At 69.1% G+C, this 15,735-nt stretch carries 19 protein-coding genes; 3 read left to right on the top strand and 16 right to left on the bottom strand.

Going from position 1 to position 15,735, the window contains the following annotated elements; all coding sequences use genetic code 11:
* Position 1: 1 nt before the first annotated feature.
* The 12 genes from rpmG to E3T49_RS09265 form a co-directional block, all read right to left on the bottom strand.
* Positions 2-169 (bottom strand): 50S ribosomal protein L33, encoded by a 168-nt coding sequence (gene rpmG / locus E3T49_RS09320; protein WP_104099752.1) that lies wholly within the window; start codon positions 167-169, stop codon positions 2-4.
* Complete coding sequence (gene rpmB, locus E3T49_RS09315) at positions 169-405, bottom strand: 50S ribosomal protein L28 (protein ID WP_104099753.1); 237 nt, start codon at positions 403-405, stop codon at positions 169-171. The genes rpmG and rpmB overlap by 1 nt, the downstream gene beginning before the upstream one ends.
* A gap of 274 nt (positions 406-679) precedes the next feature.
* The gene (locus E3T49_RS09310) at positions 680-1,078 is read right to left on the bottom strand and encodes a Fur family transcriptional regulator (RefSeq protein ID WP_134424753.1); all 399 of its coding nucleotides are present in this window, start codon (positions 1,076-1,078) and stop codon (positions 680-682) included.
* Positions 1,072-1,878 (bottom strand): metal ABC transporter permease, encoded by an 807-nt coding sequence (locus tag E3T49_RS09305; RefSeq protein WP_134424649.1) that lies wholly within the window; start codon positions 1,876-1,878, stop codon positions 1,072-1,074. The genes E3T49_RS09310 and E3T49_RS09305 overlap by 7 nt, the downstream gene beginning before the upstream one ends.
* Positions 1,878-2,792: a metal ABC transporter permease gene (locus tag E3T49_RS09300; RefSeq protein WP_134424648.1), complete on the bottom strand. Its 915-nt coding sequence runs from the start codon at positions 2,790-2,792 to the stop codon at positions 1,878-1,880. Before E3T49_RS09300 ends, E3T49_RS09305 begins: the two co-directional genes overlap by 1 nt.
* 1 nt (position 2,793) lies before the next feature.
* On the bottom strand, positions 2,794-3,585 hold the full coding sequence (locus tag E3T49_RS09295; RefSeq protein ID WP_134424647.1) for a metal ABC transporter ATP-binding protein: 792 nt from the start codon (positions 3,583-3,585) through the stop codon (positions 2,794-2,796).
* 7 nt (positions 3,586-3,592) lie between these two features.
* On the bottom strand, positions 3,593-4,624 hold the full coding sequence (locus tag E3T49_RS09290; RefSeq protein ID WP_198414242.1) for a metal ABC transporter substrate-binding protein: 1,032 nt from the start codon (positions 4,622-4,624) through the stop codon (positions 3,593-3,595).
* Between the two features lie 71 nt (positions 4,625-4,695).
* The gene (locus tag E3T49_RS09285; RefSeq protein WP_134424646.1) at positions 4,696-5,454 is read right to left on the bottom strand and encodes a VIT1/CCC1 transporter family protein; all 759 of its coding nucleotides are present in this window, start codon (positions 5,452-5,454) and stop codon (positions 4,696-4,698) included.
* Between the two features lie 106 nt (positions 5,455-5,560).
* Entirely contained in the window at positions 5,561-6,934 is a 1,374-nt protein-coding gene (locus tag E3T49_RS09280) for a dihydrolipoamide acetyltransferase family protein (protein WP_134424645.1), read from the bottom strand.
* 128 nt (positions 6,935-7,062) lie between these two features.
* Positions 7,063-8,022, bottom strand: a complete 960-nt coding sequence (locus E3T49_RS09275; RefSeq protein ID WP_134424751.1) for an alpha-ketoacid dehydrogenase subunit beta — start codon at positions 8,020-8,022, stop codon at positions 7,063-7,065.
* 116 nt (positions 8,023-8,138) lie between these two features.
* A complete protein-coding gene (locus tag E3T49_RS09270; protein WP_134424644.1) occupies positions 8,139-9,311 on the bottom strand; it encodes a thiamine pyrophosphate-dependent dehydrogenase E1 component subunit alpha in 1,173 nt (390 codons plus the stop codon).
* A complete protein-coding gene (locus tag E3T49_RS09265; RefSeq protein ID WP_134424643.1) occupies positions 9,271-10,374 on the bottom strand; it encodes a histidinol-phosphate transaminase in 1,104 nt (367 codons plus the stop codon). Before E3T49_RS09265 ends, E3T49_RS09270 begins: the two co-directional genes overlap by 41 nt.
* A 99-nt stretch (positions 10,375-10,473) precedes the next feature.
* Here E3T49_RS09265 and E3T49_RS09260 point away from each other — a divergent pair, with 99 nt between their 5' ends.
* A complete protein-coding gene (locus tag E3T49_RS09260; RefSeq protein ID WP_134424642.1) occupies positions 10,474-10,866 on the top strand; it encodes a phage holin family protein in 393 nt (130 codons plus the stop codon).
* Here the strand turns inward: E3T49_RS09260 and E3T49_RS09255 are convergent.
* Both E3T49_RS09255 and E3T49_RS09250 read right to left on the bottom strand, forming a co-directional pair.
* Positions 10,850-12,412, bottom strand: coding sequence for a hypothetical protein (locus E3T49_RS09255; protein ID WP_134424641.1), 1,563 nt, complete (start codon positions 12,410-12,412; stop codon positions 10,850-10,852). The two genes, E3T49_RS09260 and E3T49_RS09255, sit on opposite strands and share 17 nt — an antisense overlap.
* The gene (locus E3T49_RS09250) at positions 12,409-12,762 is read right to left on the bottom strand and encodes a hypothetical protein (protein WP_134424640.1); all 354 of its coding nucleotides are present in this window, start codon (positions 12,760-12,762) and stop codon (positions 12,409-12,411) included. Before E3T49_RS09250 ends, E3T49_RS09255 begins: the two co-directional genes overlap by 4 nt.
* Positions 12,763-12,914: 152 nt before the next feature.
* On the opposite strand from E3T49_RS09250, the gene E3T49_RS09245 reads away from it, so the two are divergent.
* Both E3T49_RS09245 and purB read left to right on the top strand, forming a co-directional pair.
* On the top strand, positions 12,915-13,442 hold the full coding sequence (locus E3T49_RS09245; protein ID WP_134424639.1) for a low molecular weight protein-tyrosine-phosphatase: 528 nt from the start codon (positions 12,915-12,917) through the stop codon (positions 13,440-13,442).
* Positions 13,439-14,821 carry an adenylosuccinate lyase gene (gene purB / locus E3T49_RS09240; protein WP_134424638.1) on the top strand — a complete coding sequence of 461 codons (1,383 nt, stop codon included), beginning with the start codon at positions 13,439-13,441 and terminating at the stop codon, positions 14,819-14,821. The genes E3T49_RS09245 and purB overlap by 4 nt, the downstream gene beginning before the upstream one ends.
* A 14-nt stretch (positions 14,822-14,835) precedes the next feature.
* Here purB and E3T49_RS09235 read toward each other — a convergent pair whose 3' ends face one another.
* Both E3T49_RS09235 and E3T49_RS09230 read right to left on the bottom strand, forming a co-directional pair.
* The gene (locus E3T49_RS09235) at positions 14,836-15,093 is read right to left on the bottom strand and encodes a hypothetical protein (protein WP_134424637.1); all 258 of its coding nucleotides are present in this window, start codon (positions 15,091-15,093) and stop codon (positions 14,836-14,838) included.
* Positions 15,090-15,689, bottom strand: coding sequence for a DUF308 domain-containing protein (locus E3T49_RS09230; protein WP_134424636.1), 600 nt, complete (start codon positions 15,687-15,689; stop codon positions 15,090-15,092). The genes E3T49_RS09235 and E3T49_RS09230 overlap by 4 nt, the downstream gene beginning before the upstream one ends.
* Positions 15,690-15,735: the final 46 nt, after the last annotated feature.

Below are 15,735 nucleotides of genomic sequence, written 5' to 3'. Positions count from 1 at the left end.
TTTAGCGCTCCTCACGGAAGTCAACGTGCTTGCGCACTACGGGATCGTACTTCTTGAGTACGAGACGGTCGGGGTCGTTGCGACGGTTCTTCTTGGTCACGTACGTGTAACCGGTGCCGGCCGTCGAACGGAGCTTGATGATCGGGCGAACGTCATGCTGCTTGGCCATTAGATTTTCTCCCCACGGGCGAGAAGGTCCTTGACGACCGACTCAATGCCACGAGCGTCGATGACCTTGATGCCCTTGACGGACAGGGTCAGCGTGACGTTGCGACGAAGCGACGGTACGTAGTACTTCTTGGTCTGGACGTTCGGGTCGAAACGACGCTTGGTGCGTCGGTGCGAGTGTGAAATGTTGTGTCCGAAGCCGGGAACGGCTCCGGTCACCTGGCAAGTAGCTGCCATGGTTCTCCTCCAATACCGAAGGGCGAATGCCCTTCCCAAGATCTCTTGTCGGCTGGCACGACGTCAGCTCCGCAGAAGCGAAGACGAGGCGAGCCAGCAGTGCACGCACAGATATGCGCAGCAGCGTTCAACACTACGCGGTGCGCTCCCCCGGCGCAAACCCAACCAATTCGACGGAGATTTTGCCGGTTGACGCCCCACGGCAAAACTGGGCTGTGGGGGCAAAATCTCCGTCGAATTCGTTCGGGGCGGAGACCCGGGCGCGGGCGTTCCGCTAGTCGACGGATGCCGCGGAACAGGCCGCGCAGAGACCGAACACGTCGACAACGTGCGCAGCCTGGGTGAACCCGTGCTCGGCGGCGACGTTGTTCGCCCAGTTCTCGACGGCATCCACTTCGATCTCGATGGTGAGCCCGCAATTGCGGCAGATCAGGTGGTGGTGGTGGTCGGTCGTGCTGCAGGCACGGTAGAGCGCCTCCCCGTCGGGCGACTGCAGGGAGTCTGCTTCGCCCTCGCCGGCCAGGTCGGCCAGGGCCCGGTACACCGTGGCCAGTCCGATGGGCGAACCGGTGGCGTGCAGGCCTGCGTGCAGACCCTGGGCGCTGACGAATCCCTCGGTCTCGCTGAGCGCGGTGCGCACGGCCTCACGCTGCCAGGTGTTTCGCTTCATGATCTCAACCGTAACCGCGCCCGGAGTAGCCGGCGACCGCCGAGGGCCAGCAGGAAGAAGGCGGCCGCCGTGAGGGCGATCGCCGGCCCCGCGGCCACGTCGATCGCCCGGGACAGCAGCACGCCGATGAGGCCGGCGGCCGCGCCCAGCAGCGGCGCCGCCACCAGGATCTGCGCGGTGGTGCGCATGACCAGTCGGGCGGCGGCCGCGGGCGCCGCGATCAGTGCGATCGCGAGGATCGCGCCGACGGCCGGCATGGCGGTGACCACGGTGGCCGTGATCAGGGCGAGGGTGAGCAGCTCGATCGGCCACTCCCGGAATCCGGCGGCGCGGAATCCGCTCGGGTCGAAGGTGGAGAACAGGATCTCCTTGCCCAGCAGCACGATCACAGCCAGAGCCACCCCGAGCACTCCGACGGCCAGGGCGAGGTCGCCGGTGGTGACGGTGAGGATCGACCCGACCAGATAGGAGTCGACCTGCACCGGCAGCGACGGGTTGAGGGCTTGCAGCAGCACGCCGAGCGCGAAGCCCGCGGTGAGAAGGATGCCCGACGCCACCTGGCTGCCCTGCCGCTTGACCCGGCCGATCAGGGTCATGATCCCCACGATCAGAATGCTCGCCAGGGCCGCGCCGAGCGGGATGCTCACGCCGACGATGGTGGCGGCCACTGCGCCCGGGAAGGTGGCGTGGGTGAGGGCCTGGGCGAAGAAGGTGCGGCGGCGCAGTACGACCACCGCGCCGACCAGGCCGCTGAGGGCGCCGATCACCGCAGCGGCCAGGAGCGCCTTCTCGAAATAGCCCATCAGCGCACCGCCTGGTTGGATGCCGGTCGGTTCTCCGGTTCCGGCAGGCGGCGCTGCCGCATCCGCCGGAGCCCGTCGACGGCCAGGCGCAGAACCAGCACCACGGCATAGCCGGTGACCAGGACCAGCACCACCGTGGCGCCGCTGGGCAGGTCGAGGCCGGCCTGAACGGAGGCCTGGAACCCCAGAACGAGCCCGAGCCACGCCCCGACGGCGGCGAAGCCGGCGGCGATCGGGAAGAGCAGCCACAGCCGGGTCGTGACCAGGCGGGCCACGGCGCCGGGCACGATCAGAACGGCCAGCACGAGCAGGTTTCCGACGGCACTGGATGCCGCGACGACGACGAGCGCGATCGCCACGTTGAGCACGAGGTCGAGCACCAGCGTGCGGTAGCCGGCTGCCGCGAAACCGATCTGGTCGAACGCGCGGAACACCTCCTCCTTGAGCGTCAGCCCGATCAGGATCAGCGCCACGAGGCAGATGACGACGGTCTGCACGACCTCGGTCGGGCTGACCGTGAGGAGGCGGCCGAAGAGGAGTTGCTCCAGCTGGCCGACGTAGTTCGTCTCGCGCGAGACCAGGATGATGCCGACGCTGAACATGGCGGTGAAGACGATGGCGATCGCGGCATCCGAGGACACGGACTGGCGCACGATCAGGGTGAGGATGACGGCGGCGAAGAGCGCGGCGACCATCGCCCCGGCGAACAGGCCCTCGCGCCCACCCCAGACAAAGCCGATCGCGATTCCGGGGAAGACCGCGTGGGTCAGGCCGTCGCTGATGAATTCGAGGCCGCGCAGATTGACCAGCACGCCGACGACGCCGGCCACCAGGCTGAGTGCCGCGAGCACGATCAGGGCCCGCGCCATGAACGGAAGGGCGAAAGCGTCGAACAGTGGTGCGAGAACGTCCATGTCAGTGCCCGGTGTGGCCGGGCACGACCACGGTGTGCTCGTCGATTTCGACGCCGACCTCCCGGAAAGTGCGCTGCACGTTCTCCAGGACCAGCACCGAGTTACGCGGCCCGAAGGCCACCTGAGTGCCGTTGAGCAACAGCACCTGTTCGCAGACCTCGCGGGCGAGCTGCAGGTCGTGGGTGGACACGACCACGGCCACACCCTCGGCTTTCAGGCGATTCACCGTGCCGACGAGGGCGTCCCGGTTCTGCTGGTCGAGGCCGTTGAACGGTTCGTCGAGCAGTAACAGCCGGGGGCCGGAGGCCACGGCGCGAGCGAGCAGCCCGCGCTGCTGCTGGCCGCCGGAGAGTTCGCCGAAGCGGGTCTTGGCCCGGTGCGCGAGCCCCACGGCCTCGAGCGCGTGGGCCACGGCCTGCCGGTCGCGCTTGCCGGGCAGGCGCAGCCAGCCCAGCGAGCGGTAGCGGCCCATCATCACGACCTGTTCGAGAGTGACCGGGAACTGCTGGTCGATCTCGTCGGCCTGGGGCACGTAGCCGATCGACCCGACCGGGGCCGGGTAGGACCCCAGCACCTCGACGGTGCCGCCCACCCGCTGGATCAGCCCGAGGATGCCCTTGAGCAGCGTGGACTTGCCGGAACCGTTGGGCCCGATCAGCGCCACGGCCTCGCCGGCGTGCACCTCGAAGTCGATGTCGGCCAGGGCCGGCTTCTGGCCGTAGGAGAAGGAGGCCCCCGCCACCTTGAGCGCCAGGGGGGCACTCGGCCGTACTTGAGAAGGGTTCTCGATCACTGACTAACTATCGCAGGTCTGCGGGCACCGCGGTGGGCTCGGCGCCCCAGGACTCCAGCATCAGGGTGACGTTGTGCAGTTGCGAGCCGATGTAGGTGGCACCGTCGCTGCCCGCCTTGCCGAGTGAGTCGCTGTAGAGAGCGTCGTCGCCGGAGTACACCGTGACGCCGGCTTCGGCGGCGATGGTGTCGGCGGCCTTGGGGCTGATCGACGCCTCGGAGAAGACGGCCTTCACGCCCGTCTCCTGGATGGCGGCGACGAGCGCGTCGATGGCGGCCGCGCTGGGTTCGGCGTTGTCGTCGAAACTCGGGATGATCGAGCCGACGTAGGTCACGTCGTAGGCCGCGGTGAAGTAGCCGAACGCATCGTGATTGCTCACGAACAGGCGCTGGTCGGCCGGAACGGCGTCGATGTTGGCGCGGATCCACTCGTCGAGCTGGGTGAGCCGCCCGGTGTACGCGGCGGCGTTGGCGTCGAAGGCGGTGGCCAGGTCCGGTTTCGCGTCCGCCAGGCCCGCGGCGATGGTTCCGACCATGGTCTCGGCGTTGGAGACGTCAGTCCAGATGTGCGGGTTGCCGCCCTCATGGGCGTGCTCGGCGTCATCCGTCTCGGTCGTGTCGTCGGCGTGGTTCTCCTCGTCGGCGTGCTCGTCGCCGGCCGCGACGTCCTGGATCTCGATCCCCATGTCCGAGTCGATGGTCACGCCGTCGAAGCCGCTGGCGCTGATCGCGTCGTCAAGCCACTCTTCGAGGCCGACGCCGTTGATCACGAGCACGTCGGCGTTTCCGAGGGCCGTCAGGTCGGCCACCGAGGGGTCGTAGCTGTGCGCGCTCTGGTTGGGCTGGATGAGCTGGGTCAGCGACACACCCTCGGTGTCACCGACGACGTTGCGGGTGAGGTCCGCCACCTGGGTGGTCGTCGCGACCACCTGGAGCTCACCGGCACCGGCGTCGGCGGAACTGCCGGCCGGCGTGCAGCCGGCCAGGGTCAGTGCGGCGACGGCGGCCAGGGCGGGGAGGACGAATCGTTTCTTGATCACACGACGACGCTACGCCTAATGATAATGATTGTCAACACCAATAGGGCCGTTCAGCGCGTGCCGAGGCCGGTTCAGACGACGCCGGATGTGCCGAGCAGAGACCCGATCAGGAAGGTGACGACGAGCGCCGCGGCGCCGCCGAGCACGACCCGGATGGTCGCGCGGAGCTTGGGGCTGCCGCCGAGGTGGGCGCCGGTCATGCCCAGCGTGGCGAGCGCGATGAGCACGGCGCCGAACGTGATCGGGATGCGCGCGCTCGTGGGCAGAAGCAGGATGGCCAGGAAGGGGAGCAGTGCGCCGAGGGTGAAGGCCGCGGCCGAGACCCAGGCTGCGTGCCAGGCGCTGACGACGTCGTCCTCGGCGATGTTGTGCTCGGCGAGCAGGTGGGCACGCACCGGATCGATCGCGGTGAACTCCACGGCGACCTGCCGGGCCGTGGCGGGGGCGAGTCCCTGCTTTTCGTAGAGTTGCGCGAGCTCGTCGAGTTCCCCCTCGGGATCGACGCTGAGCTCGCGCTTCTCGCGCTCGATCAGGGTGCGCTGGCTGTCACTCTGGCTGCTGACCGAGACGTACTCACCGAGGGCCATCGAGATGGCCCCGCCGACGAGACCGGCGGTGCCTGCCGCTGCAATGGCAGCGGTGGAACCGGTCGCCCCGGCCACGCCGACGACGAGGGCCGCGACGGAGACGATTCCGTCATTGGCGCCGAGCACCCCGGCCCGCAGCCAGTTCAGCCGGCCGGCATGGCTCTCGGTGCGCTTCGGCTCGGCGACAGGGACAGCGACCGAGGGGGTGAGGACAACGGATGCGGCGGGGGCGAGGGTGGTCATCCGACCATCAGAACACAGGGTGCCACCCCGCCGCCAGCGTGGAAAGCCTTACCTCACCGGTAAGCAAAAAAGCTGGTGAGGCAAGGCTTTCTTTACCTGCAAGCGATTACTCGAGCAGCAGTGCGGGTTCCTCGATGATGCTCGCGACATCCGCCAGGAAGCGGCTCGCGACGTCGCCGTCGACGACCCGGTGGTCGAAGCTGGCGCCGATGGTCGTCACCTGGCGCACCCGCACCTCACCGTCGACGACCCACGGTTTGGGCTTGATCGTGCCCAGGGCGACGATCCCGGCCTCGCCGGAGTTGAGGATGGGCGTGCCGGTGTCCATGCCGAAGACCCCGATATTGGTGATCGTGATCGTGCCGTTCGCCATGTCGGCCGGTGCGGTCTTGCCGTCGCGGGCCGTGATTGTGAGCTTCTCGAGGGCTCGCGCCAGCTCCAGCAGGCTCATGTCCTGCGCTTCCTTCACGTTGGGCACGATCAACCCGCGAGGGGTGGCCGCGGCGATCCCCAGATTGACGTAGTGCTTGATCACGATTTCCTCGTCGGTGAAGACCGAGTTGACCGTGGGGTTGCGCCGCACCGCCCAGATCATGGCCTTGGCCATGATCAGCATCGGTGACACGCGCACACCGGCGAAGTCGGTGGAGGCCTTGAGCCGCTTCACGAACTCCATGGTGCGGGTGGCGTCCACATCGACGAACAGGCTCACATGCGGCGCGGAGAAGGCGCTCGACACCATGGCCTGGGCGATGGCCTTGCGCACACCCTTGACCGGGATGCGCTCCTCACGATCGCTGGGCCATTCGGGCGTCTGGATGTTGCGGAACACGCTGGCCTGGGTGGCCTCCCGCAACACGTCCTCCCGCGTGACGTCGCCGACCGGGCCGGTCGCCTCGACCAGCAGCAGGTCGACCCCGAGGTCCTTGGCCAGCTTGCGGATCGGCGGCTTGGCGACGACGGGTCCGGCGGATGCCGCGCGCGGCAACTGCGGCAACGGCTGGGCGGCCGGGCGCTGCGGCAAGGCCGGCGGCGCGATCGTCTCGTGGGCGACGGGGGCGGTGCCGTGGCGCTTGCGCCGGGTGGGCATGGTGGCCGCTGCGCCGCGCCCGACCAGGACCGCACCCTGCGTCTCAGCCGGCTCGTCCGTGATGGTGGAACCGGCATCCGCTGCGGCGACGGCCAGCTCGCCGGGGCCGGCGACGGGCGCACCGCCGGGCACCACGGCGACGGTGACGGTTTCGGACACGATCGTGATGATCACCGTTCCGACATCGACGGTCGTGCCGGGCTGCACCAGGATCTCACCGACCACACCGACGAACGGCGACGGGAGCTCGACGAGCGACTTGGCCGTCTCGATCTCGACCAGAACCTGGTTGATCGAGACGGTGTCTCCGGGGGCGACCCGCCATTCCACGATTTCGGCCTCGGTGAGACCCTCGCCGACGTCGGGCAATGTGAATTTCGACACGCTCATCGAGTGCGCTCCTTGCGGTTGGTGAGGCGAGAGTGGCCGTTCCGGTCGAGAGTGACCCGCAGAACGGGCACTCTCGACCGGAAAGGTGACTGTCGGTGGAGCTGTGGGGTCATCAGCGGGCGGGGGGATCAGTAGGAGAGGGCGCGGTCGACGGCCTCGAGCACGCGGTCCGGGCTGGGCAGGAAATGCGTCTCCACGGCGGCCGGCGGGAACGGGGTGTCGAAGCCGGAGACGCGCAGCACGGGAGCCTCGAGCAGGTAGAACGCCTTCTCCATGACGGTGGCGGCGATCTCCGATCCGACGCTGACGAAGCCGTGGGCCTCCTGGGCCACGACCAGGTGCCCGGTCTTCTCGACCGACGCGAGGATGGGTCCGTAGTCGATCGGCGAGATCGAGCGCAGGTCGATGACCTCGATGCTGGTGCCCTCCACTGCCGCGAGCTCCGCGGCTTGCAGCAGAACGCTGACCATGGCGCCGTGGCCGACGACGGTGGCATCCGTGCCGCTGCGCACCACGCGGCTGGCGTGCAGGGCCGCCCCGCTGTCGGCCAGGTTCACCTCGCCCTTGGGCCAGTAGCGGCTCTTGGGCTCGAAGAAGATGACCGGGTCGTCGGAGGCGATGGCCTCCTGCATCATCCAGTAGGCGTCGTGCGGGTTCGACGGGCTGACCACACGCAGGCCCGGCGTGTGCGCGAAGTACGTCTCCGGGCTCTCCTGGTGGTGCTCGATCGAACCGATGTGGCCGCCGTAAGGGATGCGGATCACCACGGGCATGATCACTTCGCCCTCGTGCCGGTTGCGCATCCGGGCCAGCTGGCTGGTGATCTGGTCGAAGCCGGGGAACACGAAGCCGTCGAACTGGATCTCGCAGACCGGGCGGTAGCCGCGCAGGGCCAGGCCGATGGCGGTGCCGATGATGCCGGACTCGGCCAGCGGGGTGTCGAGCACGCGCTTGTCGCCGAATTCGGCGAACAGGCCCTCGGTGACGCGGAAGACGCCGCCCAGCGGGCCGATGTCCTCACCCATCAGGAGCACCTTGGGGTCGTCGCGCATAGCCTGGCGGAGACCCGCGTTGAGGGCCTTGGTCATGGGCAGGCTCACCGTGCCCGTGCCGGGAAGGGCCCGCGGGGTGGCGGCCGGCACCACGGGCGCCGCCGCGTGCTGCGGGGTCGCCTGGCCGGGAATGCTGGTCACGATGGTGTCGCTCACGCGTCGCCTCCTTCGAAGGATGCCTCGTAGCGGTCGAGCCAGGCCTGCTGTTCCTGGATCAGGGGGTGCGGTTCGGCATAGACGTTGTCGAAGATGACCGTCTTGTCGGGTGAGTGAATGTCGAGGGCACGACGGCGCACATCCGCCGCGTAGTCATCGGCCTCCTCGTCGACGGCCTCCAGGAACTCCTGCTCGACGCCCAGACCCTGCAGGTAGCTGCGGAAGCGCACGATCGGGTCGCGGGCGACCCAGTAGGCCAGCTGCTCGGGGTCACGGTACTTGGTGGGGTCGTCGGCGGTGGTGTGGGCGCCGACACGGTAGGTCAGGGCCTCGATCAGGGCCGGGCCGTGGCCGGCGCGGGCGTCGTCGAGGTGTTTGGCCGTCACCGCATAGCTGGCCAGCACGTCGTTGCCGTCGATCTGGGTGCCGGGCATGCCGAACCCGGCGGCGCGCAGGTACAGCGGAGTGCGGGACTGCCGGGTCACCGGCACCGAGATGGCCCAGTGGTTGTTCTGCAGGAAGAAGACCTGCGGGGTCTGGTAGCTGGCGGCGAAGACGAGCGCCTCGTTGGCGTCACCCTGCGACGAGGCTCCGTCGCCGTAGTAGACGATGACGGCCTGGTCGGTCTCGGGGTTACCGGTCGCGGTCGCGCCGTCGAGCTGCATGCCCATCGCGTAACCCGTGGCGTGCAGCGTCTGCGAGGCCAGTACCAGCGTGTAGAGGTGGAAGTTGCCGTGGTCTTCCGGGGTCCAGCCGCCGAGGGTGACGCCGCGCAGCATCCGCAGGATGTCGACGGGGTCGAGGCCTCGGATCATGCCGACGACATGCTCCCGGTAGGAGGGAAAGACGTGGTCCTGCGGGCGGGTGGCGTAGGCGGATCCGACCTGGGCGGCCTCCTGGCCGTGGCTCGGCACCCACAGGGCCAGCTGGCCCTGCCGCTGGAGGTTCGCGGCCTCGGTGTCGAAGCGACGCACGACGACCATGTCACGGTAGAACCGCCGGTAGTCGGCTTCGGTCAGCCGATCGAGGTACGGCAGGAATTCGGCCGCCGACTCGCTCGGGGCGAAGACACCCTCCGGGGACAGCAGTCGTACCGTGGGAGAGCTCGCGGGGGTCGCTGTCACCGGACTAACCTGACTTCCGGGCGGGGTGCCCCGTTGGTAGATCATCAACAATGTCGGCGCAAATGCCGAGGAGTTTGTCCACAGACTCTTCCTCACCGATCGAGATCCGGATGCCTTCGGGGAACGGGCGGACGATGAGGCCCACGGCCGACAGGACGTCGGCGATATCCGTGGTCTCCTCGCCCGTGGGCAGCCAGATGAAGTTGCCCTGGGGCGCCGGGATGTTCCACCCCTGATCTCCGAGGAGACGCCAGACGCGGTCGCGCCGTTCGGACAGGGCGCGCACCCTGCGCAGCAGCTGGTCGGCGGCGTCGAGCGACGCAAGCGCGGCGGCACTGGCCACCCCCGTGACCGAGAGCGGGATCGCGGTGGACCGGGCCGCGTCCAGCACGGCGACCGGGCCCAGGGCGTAGCCGACGCGGAGGCCGGCCAGACCATAGGCCTTGGAGAAGGTGCGCAGCACGACCAGGTTCGGGAACCGGGCCAGTAGCGGAAGGCCGTTGACCGCGTCGGGGTCGGTGACGAACTCGCAGTACGCCTCATCGAGGATGACGAGGAGGTCGGGCGGGACGACGGCCATGAAGGATTCGAACTCGTCCGCCGTGACGATGGTGCCGGTGGGGTTGTTCGGGCTGCAGATGATGACGACACGGGTCTGCGGCGTGATGCGGGTGGCCATCTCGGGCAGGTCGTGGCCGTGGTCCGGTCGGTTCGGCACCTGAACGCTCGTGGCGCCGGCGACGGTGACCAGACCCGGGTAGGCCTCGAAGGAACGCCAGGAGTAGAGCACCTCATCGCCCGGACCGGCGGCGGCGAGGATGAGCTGGGCCAGGATGGCCACGGAACCGGCGCCGATGTGCACCTCGTCGACGCTCCGGTCGAACCGCGTGGCCAGCCGTTCGCGCAGAGCCAGCGCCGAGGCATCCGGGTAGCGGTTGAAGGCGGTTTCGGCGCTCACTGCGGCGATGACGCCGGGCAGCGGGTCGAAGGGGTTCTCGTTGCTCGAAAGCTTGAACGCGGTGGCGGCGGCGGCTTGTCCCTGCCGATAGGCCGGCAGGGCGACAATCTCAGGGCGCAGGCGGACCGAAGTCGGGTCTGATGGGCTCACTCGGCGATTCTACGCCGCGGCATATTCACGTGGCCGCATAGCCATGCCCACGGCAAACGCATCGGTGCGCCCCGACGCCCCCGATGTCATAGTGGAGGCATGGCCAGATTCCTGATCAAACTGATTCTCAATTCGTTCGCCCTGTGGCTCACGACCCTGCTCGTCACCGGGGTTCGCGTGGATCCCTACGCGGAGGGCGCAGTGCCGCTCGTGGTCACGTATCTGCTGGTCGCCCTGGTTTTCGGCTTCGTGAACAGCGTGGTCGGCGGGTTCGTGCGCGTGGTCGCATTCCCGGTCTACATCCTCACCCTCGGCCTGATCTCGTTGATCGTGAACGGTTTCCTGCTGATGATCGTGGCCTGGTTCTCCGACCTGGTGGGCTTCGGGCTGGCGGTCGACGACTTCTGGTGGGGAGTGCTGGGGGCCCTGGTCCTGGGCATCCTCAGCTGGATCCTCGGGGTGCTGATCCGTCCGGTCAGCCCCCGCTCGTAGGCGCGGCGCCGACGGGCCCGCCGACCAGGCGGATGCCCCGCCACCGGGACGCGGCACCGACGTTCGTCCCCGTCAGGCCCTCGAGGTCCGCCCGGAACTGCCGTAATCGCGGCTCCTCGGAGTCGTCCATCAGACGCCCGGTGTCCCGGTATTCGGTGAGAGCGTGCGCCGGCAGCACCAGGTCCGGCGGCGGCATCCGATCGCCGAACACCTCGCGGCGCACGATCAGGCGCGCATCGTCGGCACTGGCGGCCCCGCCCGCCGCGGGGATCAGATCGTCGGAGTGCTCGACCGTGACGGCCGATACCTCGGACGAAAGGCTCACCTGGCCGTTGGGAGCTCCGAAGGTGGCCATCATCACGGTGTTGAACTCGCCGGATGCCGCCAGCTGGGCGGCCACCAGCCCACCCTGGGAGTGACCCACCGGCACCAGGGGGTCGCCCGGCGCCACCCCGGCCTCGTGCAGCGCCTGCACGACCGCGCGGTAGGAGCCGGAGCCCTGGTCGGCGACGGCGGCCAGGTTGGAGGTGAGGTCCCACGGCTGTTCGCCGGTGACCGGGCTCCACGCGGCCGTGCCGCCGATGTAGACGATCCAGGACGCGTCATCCGGGTCGCCGTAGCGCTCGATCCGCATCTGGGGGGCGTCGGCCGACACCGAGGGGATCCGGGCGGCCAGATCTCCGAATCCGGTCGGCGGGGCCACCGGCCGGGTCGGGGCACCGAGGCCGGGCACGGCAGCGCCCGGCGCAGGCGGGCCGGAGGATGCCTGCGGGTGAGGCGGACCGAGGCGGCGCGTGGGCGCATCGAACCGCTCCACGGACACCGGCGTCTCACGCAGCAGCCCGAGCGACCGCGCGAGCACCACCGCGGCTGCCGCTGTCGTCGTCACGCCGAAAACGCCGGCCCCCTCGTCGCCGAGGGCGAGCGACACCGGGAACGGCACCCCGGCGCGGCCCGCGGCGGCGTCGTCGACCGAGGAGACGAGCACCCGCACCGCCGCGACCAGGAGCGGGTTGGTCAGGGCCCGCGGATGCGCCTGGAGCCAGGATCCGGCCAGCGCGGCCGGATCCCCGACCCGGGTGCCGGTGACCAGCAGGCCGAGCAGCAACCCCACCGTGCCGGCCGTGAGTGCCGGTACCGCGGCCAGGGCGAGGAGGGGTGCCAGCATTCCCAGTGTGGAGCCCAGCCAGGCCCCGGACACGCGGGTGCCCCAGTCGACGATCCGGTCGGCCCGGCCGTAGCCCTCCGCCGCCGTGAGCAGCGCATCGGCGAGGCTCCCGCTGCGCTCGAGAACGGCGCTCAGCGCGTGCCGGGCCGCGTAGACGCTTTCCCCCGCGCCGGGCGCCGCCGCCCAGACCGGGCCCGTCGACGGGTCGGAATCCAGAGACTGGATGCGGCTCAGTCGCCCCAGCCAGTCCTCCGCAGCCGCCTGCAACAGTCGCAGCCGGGCTGCCTCCGCCAGCAGCGTGTCACTGGCCACGAGTGTGGTGCCACCGCCGGACACGATCAGGGTGTCCCCCGCGCCGTCGGGCCGTTCCGCGGTCATCGCCCGCCCCTCGCGACGGGGATCGCGGCGGGGCTCGCGGCCGGGGCCGGCGCGGCAGCCGCGTCCCGGGCGGCTCGGATCTCGTCGATGGAGGTCACCACGGCGGTGAGGGCGTCGTCGATGAGCACGGCGGCGCGGCGCAGGTCGCCGGCGAGGTCGCCGCGCTGGGCGTCGTAGCCCTGCTGCGCCGGCGAGCGCCACGAACCGGTCAGGTCAGCGGCCGTGAGCCGGCCCGCGGCCAGGTCGACGTCGTCGCGGAGCTGGCGCAGCAGCATCCGTCGCTCGCGGAGCCCGTCGAGGCGTGCCTCCACCGCGTAGTCGGAGAGGAATGTGTCACCTGGAATGCCCATGTCTGCCCTTCCCGCGCCGCCGCCGCCGCCACGGTTCGCGCACTGCGAGCGTGCCACCACGCGCCTGCCGGGCCGCGCCGAATCCGCGTGTTCACGAAATGTGCGTCCGCCCGCCGACTGTGGAGGGGTGCGCAGTGCCACACAATGGGGACATGGACTTTGTGTCGATCACGCCCGATGAGTCGACACCGTTCCGCATTGTTTTCGTCTGTACCGGCAACATCTGCCGCTCGCCGATGGCCGAGGTGATGCTGCGCGACCTGATCACCCGCTCGGGCCTGGGCCGGCTGATCACCACGAGCTCCGCGGGCACGGGCGACTGGCATGTCGGGGAGCAGGCCGACCGGCGCACGATCTCCGCCCTGGCCGCCCACGGCTACGACGGGAGCCACCACCGGGCCCGCCAGTTCGACCCGGAATGGTTCGCCGACCTCGACCTCGTCGTGGTGCTCGACCGCGCGCAGGAACGCATCCTGCGCAACTGGGCATCGACCGACCGGGACCGCAGCAAGGTGCGCCTGCTGCTCAGTTTCGACCCGGCCCAGGCCGCCCTGATGGACGTTCCGGACCCCTACTATTCGGACGATGCTTTTTTTGACACGGTTCTTGGCATGATTGAGAGCGCCAATGAAGCGCTGTTCGCGCAACTTGCACCCGCAATCCGACAGGGAGTCCGATGAGTCCGTTACCGCCCCAGGTCCTCAGCCCACTCGATGGCCGCTACCGCGCCGCCGTCACCGAATTGGGAGAATACCTGTCCGAGGCGGGTCTCAACCGGGCTCGCGTACAGGTTGAGGTGGAGTGGCTGATCACCCTCACCGACCGCAGCCTGTTCGGATCCGTGCCGCTGAACGCCGAGCAGAAGCTGGCCCTGCGCGCGCTGGTCACCGACTTCGGCCAGGCCGAAATCGACGAGCTGGCCGTTCTGGAAGCCACCACCCGGCATGACGTGAAGGCCGTGGAGTACCTCGTGCGCCGCCGCCTGACCACGCTGGGCCTCGACCACATCAGTGAACTGACCCACTTCGCCGCCACCAGCGAGGACATCAACAACCTGTCCTACGCGTTGACCGTCAGCGACGCCGTGCGTGAGGTCTGGCTGCCCAAGTTTCGCGCCGTCATCGGCGCCCTCCGCCTGCGCGCCCTCGAATACCGCGCCGACTCCATGCTGGCCCGCACGCACGGCCAGCCGGCGACGCCCACCACGGTGGGCAAGGAGCTCGCGGTGTTCGTCTACCGGCTCGAACGCCTGGCCACTCAGGTTGAGAACAGCGACTACCTGGGCAAGTTCAGCGGCGCCACCGGCACCTTCGCTGCGCACGTCGCCGCCGATCCCGCCGTGGACTGGCCCGCCGTCTCACGCGGTTTCGTCGAGGGCCTCGGCCTCACCTGGAACCCGCTGACCACGCAGATCGAGTCCCATGACTGGCAGGCCGAGCTCTACTCGCGCATCTCCCACGCGAACCGGGTTCTGCACAACCTGGCGACGGATGTCTGGACCTACATCTCCCTCGGCTACTTCCGCCAGATCCCGCAGGCCGGGGCCACGGGCTCATCGACCATGCCGCACAAGATCAACCCCATCCGTTTCGAGAATGCGGAGGCCAACCTCGAGCTGTCCAGTGCGATCCTCGACTCCCTGGCGGCCACGCTCGTCACCTCGCGCCTGCAGCGTGACCTGACCGACTCCACCACGCAGCGCAACATCGGTGTGGGCTTCGGCCATTCCCTGCTCGCACTCGACAACATCGCGCGGGGCCTCGGCGAGATCGACATCGACCGCGCCATGCTCGCACGCGACCTCGATGCCAACTGGGAGATCCTCGGCGAAGCGATCCAGACCGTGATCCGGGCCGAGGTGTCGGCGGGACGTTCCACGATCGAGGACCCGTACGCCCTGCTCAAGGAACTCACCCGCGGCAAGCGCATCAACCGGGACGATCTGGTGGCGTTCGTCGCCGCTCTGGAGATCGGCGACGCCGCCAGAGCGCGGCTGCTCGAGCTGACGCCCGGCAGCTACGTGGGCCTCGCGGACCCGCTGCTGGACTACCTGCCGTAGTTCTGCCGCGCGGGTCAGGTCAGCGGGTGGTTCTGCTCGTCGATGTCCGTGCGCTCGATCGAGTTCGGCTTCATGCCGAGAACGAGCATTGCGATCACGACGAGCACCAGAATGAATGTGCCGCCGAAGCCGATCAGGGAGAGCACCACGTCCCGGGTGCTCATCAGCACGACGAGGCCGAGGAACAACGCCATCACGGCCGAGAAGCCGACGAGTTCCACCGGCTTGAGCTTCTCGGAGCGGGTGGGCTTGCGCGGCGTGTTCTGGGTCACAGGGTGTCCGAATCGTTGGGTGAAGTCGCGAGGATGAGGGCGGCATCCGTGCCTGCCCACTTGAGGGAGAACCCGGCGATGGCAAGGTAGACGCCGAGCACCACAAGGTAGGCACCGAACAGACCGACCGACACCACCGCGTTGGGCGGCAGGAGCAGGAAGACCAGGGCCAGGAACGCCGTCACGGCGCCGACGAGCAGCCAGTCGCGGTCGGCCGGGTCCCGTCGACGGGCCCGGATTCCGCTGTAGAGCTCGAGGAACCCTGTCACAGCGGCCCAGACCGAGACCAGGAAGAGGAAGAAGCCGAGCCCGCCAGCGTGGAAGACCAGCGCGAGAATTCCGGCGATCACCCCGACGGCCCCCTGCACCAGGAAGAGGGACCGCTCTCGCGGGTCGGACAGTGTGCGCCGGCTGAGCAGACCGATCGTGAGGCCGCTGACCAGCGCGAACGCACCGAACGCGACGAGGCCGAACTCCGCCGAATGGTCGGCGTTGAAGGTGATCGCCGCCGCGGGGACAAGGGCGACGGCTGAGCGCAGCACCGGCACCAGCCAGTACCGGGGTTGACGTGCGTGTGGAGCCTGGGCGTTCGCCACGCGGCGACCTCTTTCGTTGCGGGTTGAGACAGGTCCAGTCTACGCG

The sequence above is a fragment of the Cryobacterium cryoconiti genome, assembly GCF_004403065.1.
Classification (GTDB): Bacteria; Actinomycetota; Actinomycetes; order Actinomycetales; family Microbacteriaceae; genus Cryobacterium; species Cryobacterium cryoconiti.
The sequence above is the reverse complement of the archived record's forward strand: the minus strand, read 5'-3'. Positions and strand labels throughout refer to the sequence as shown.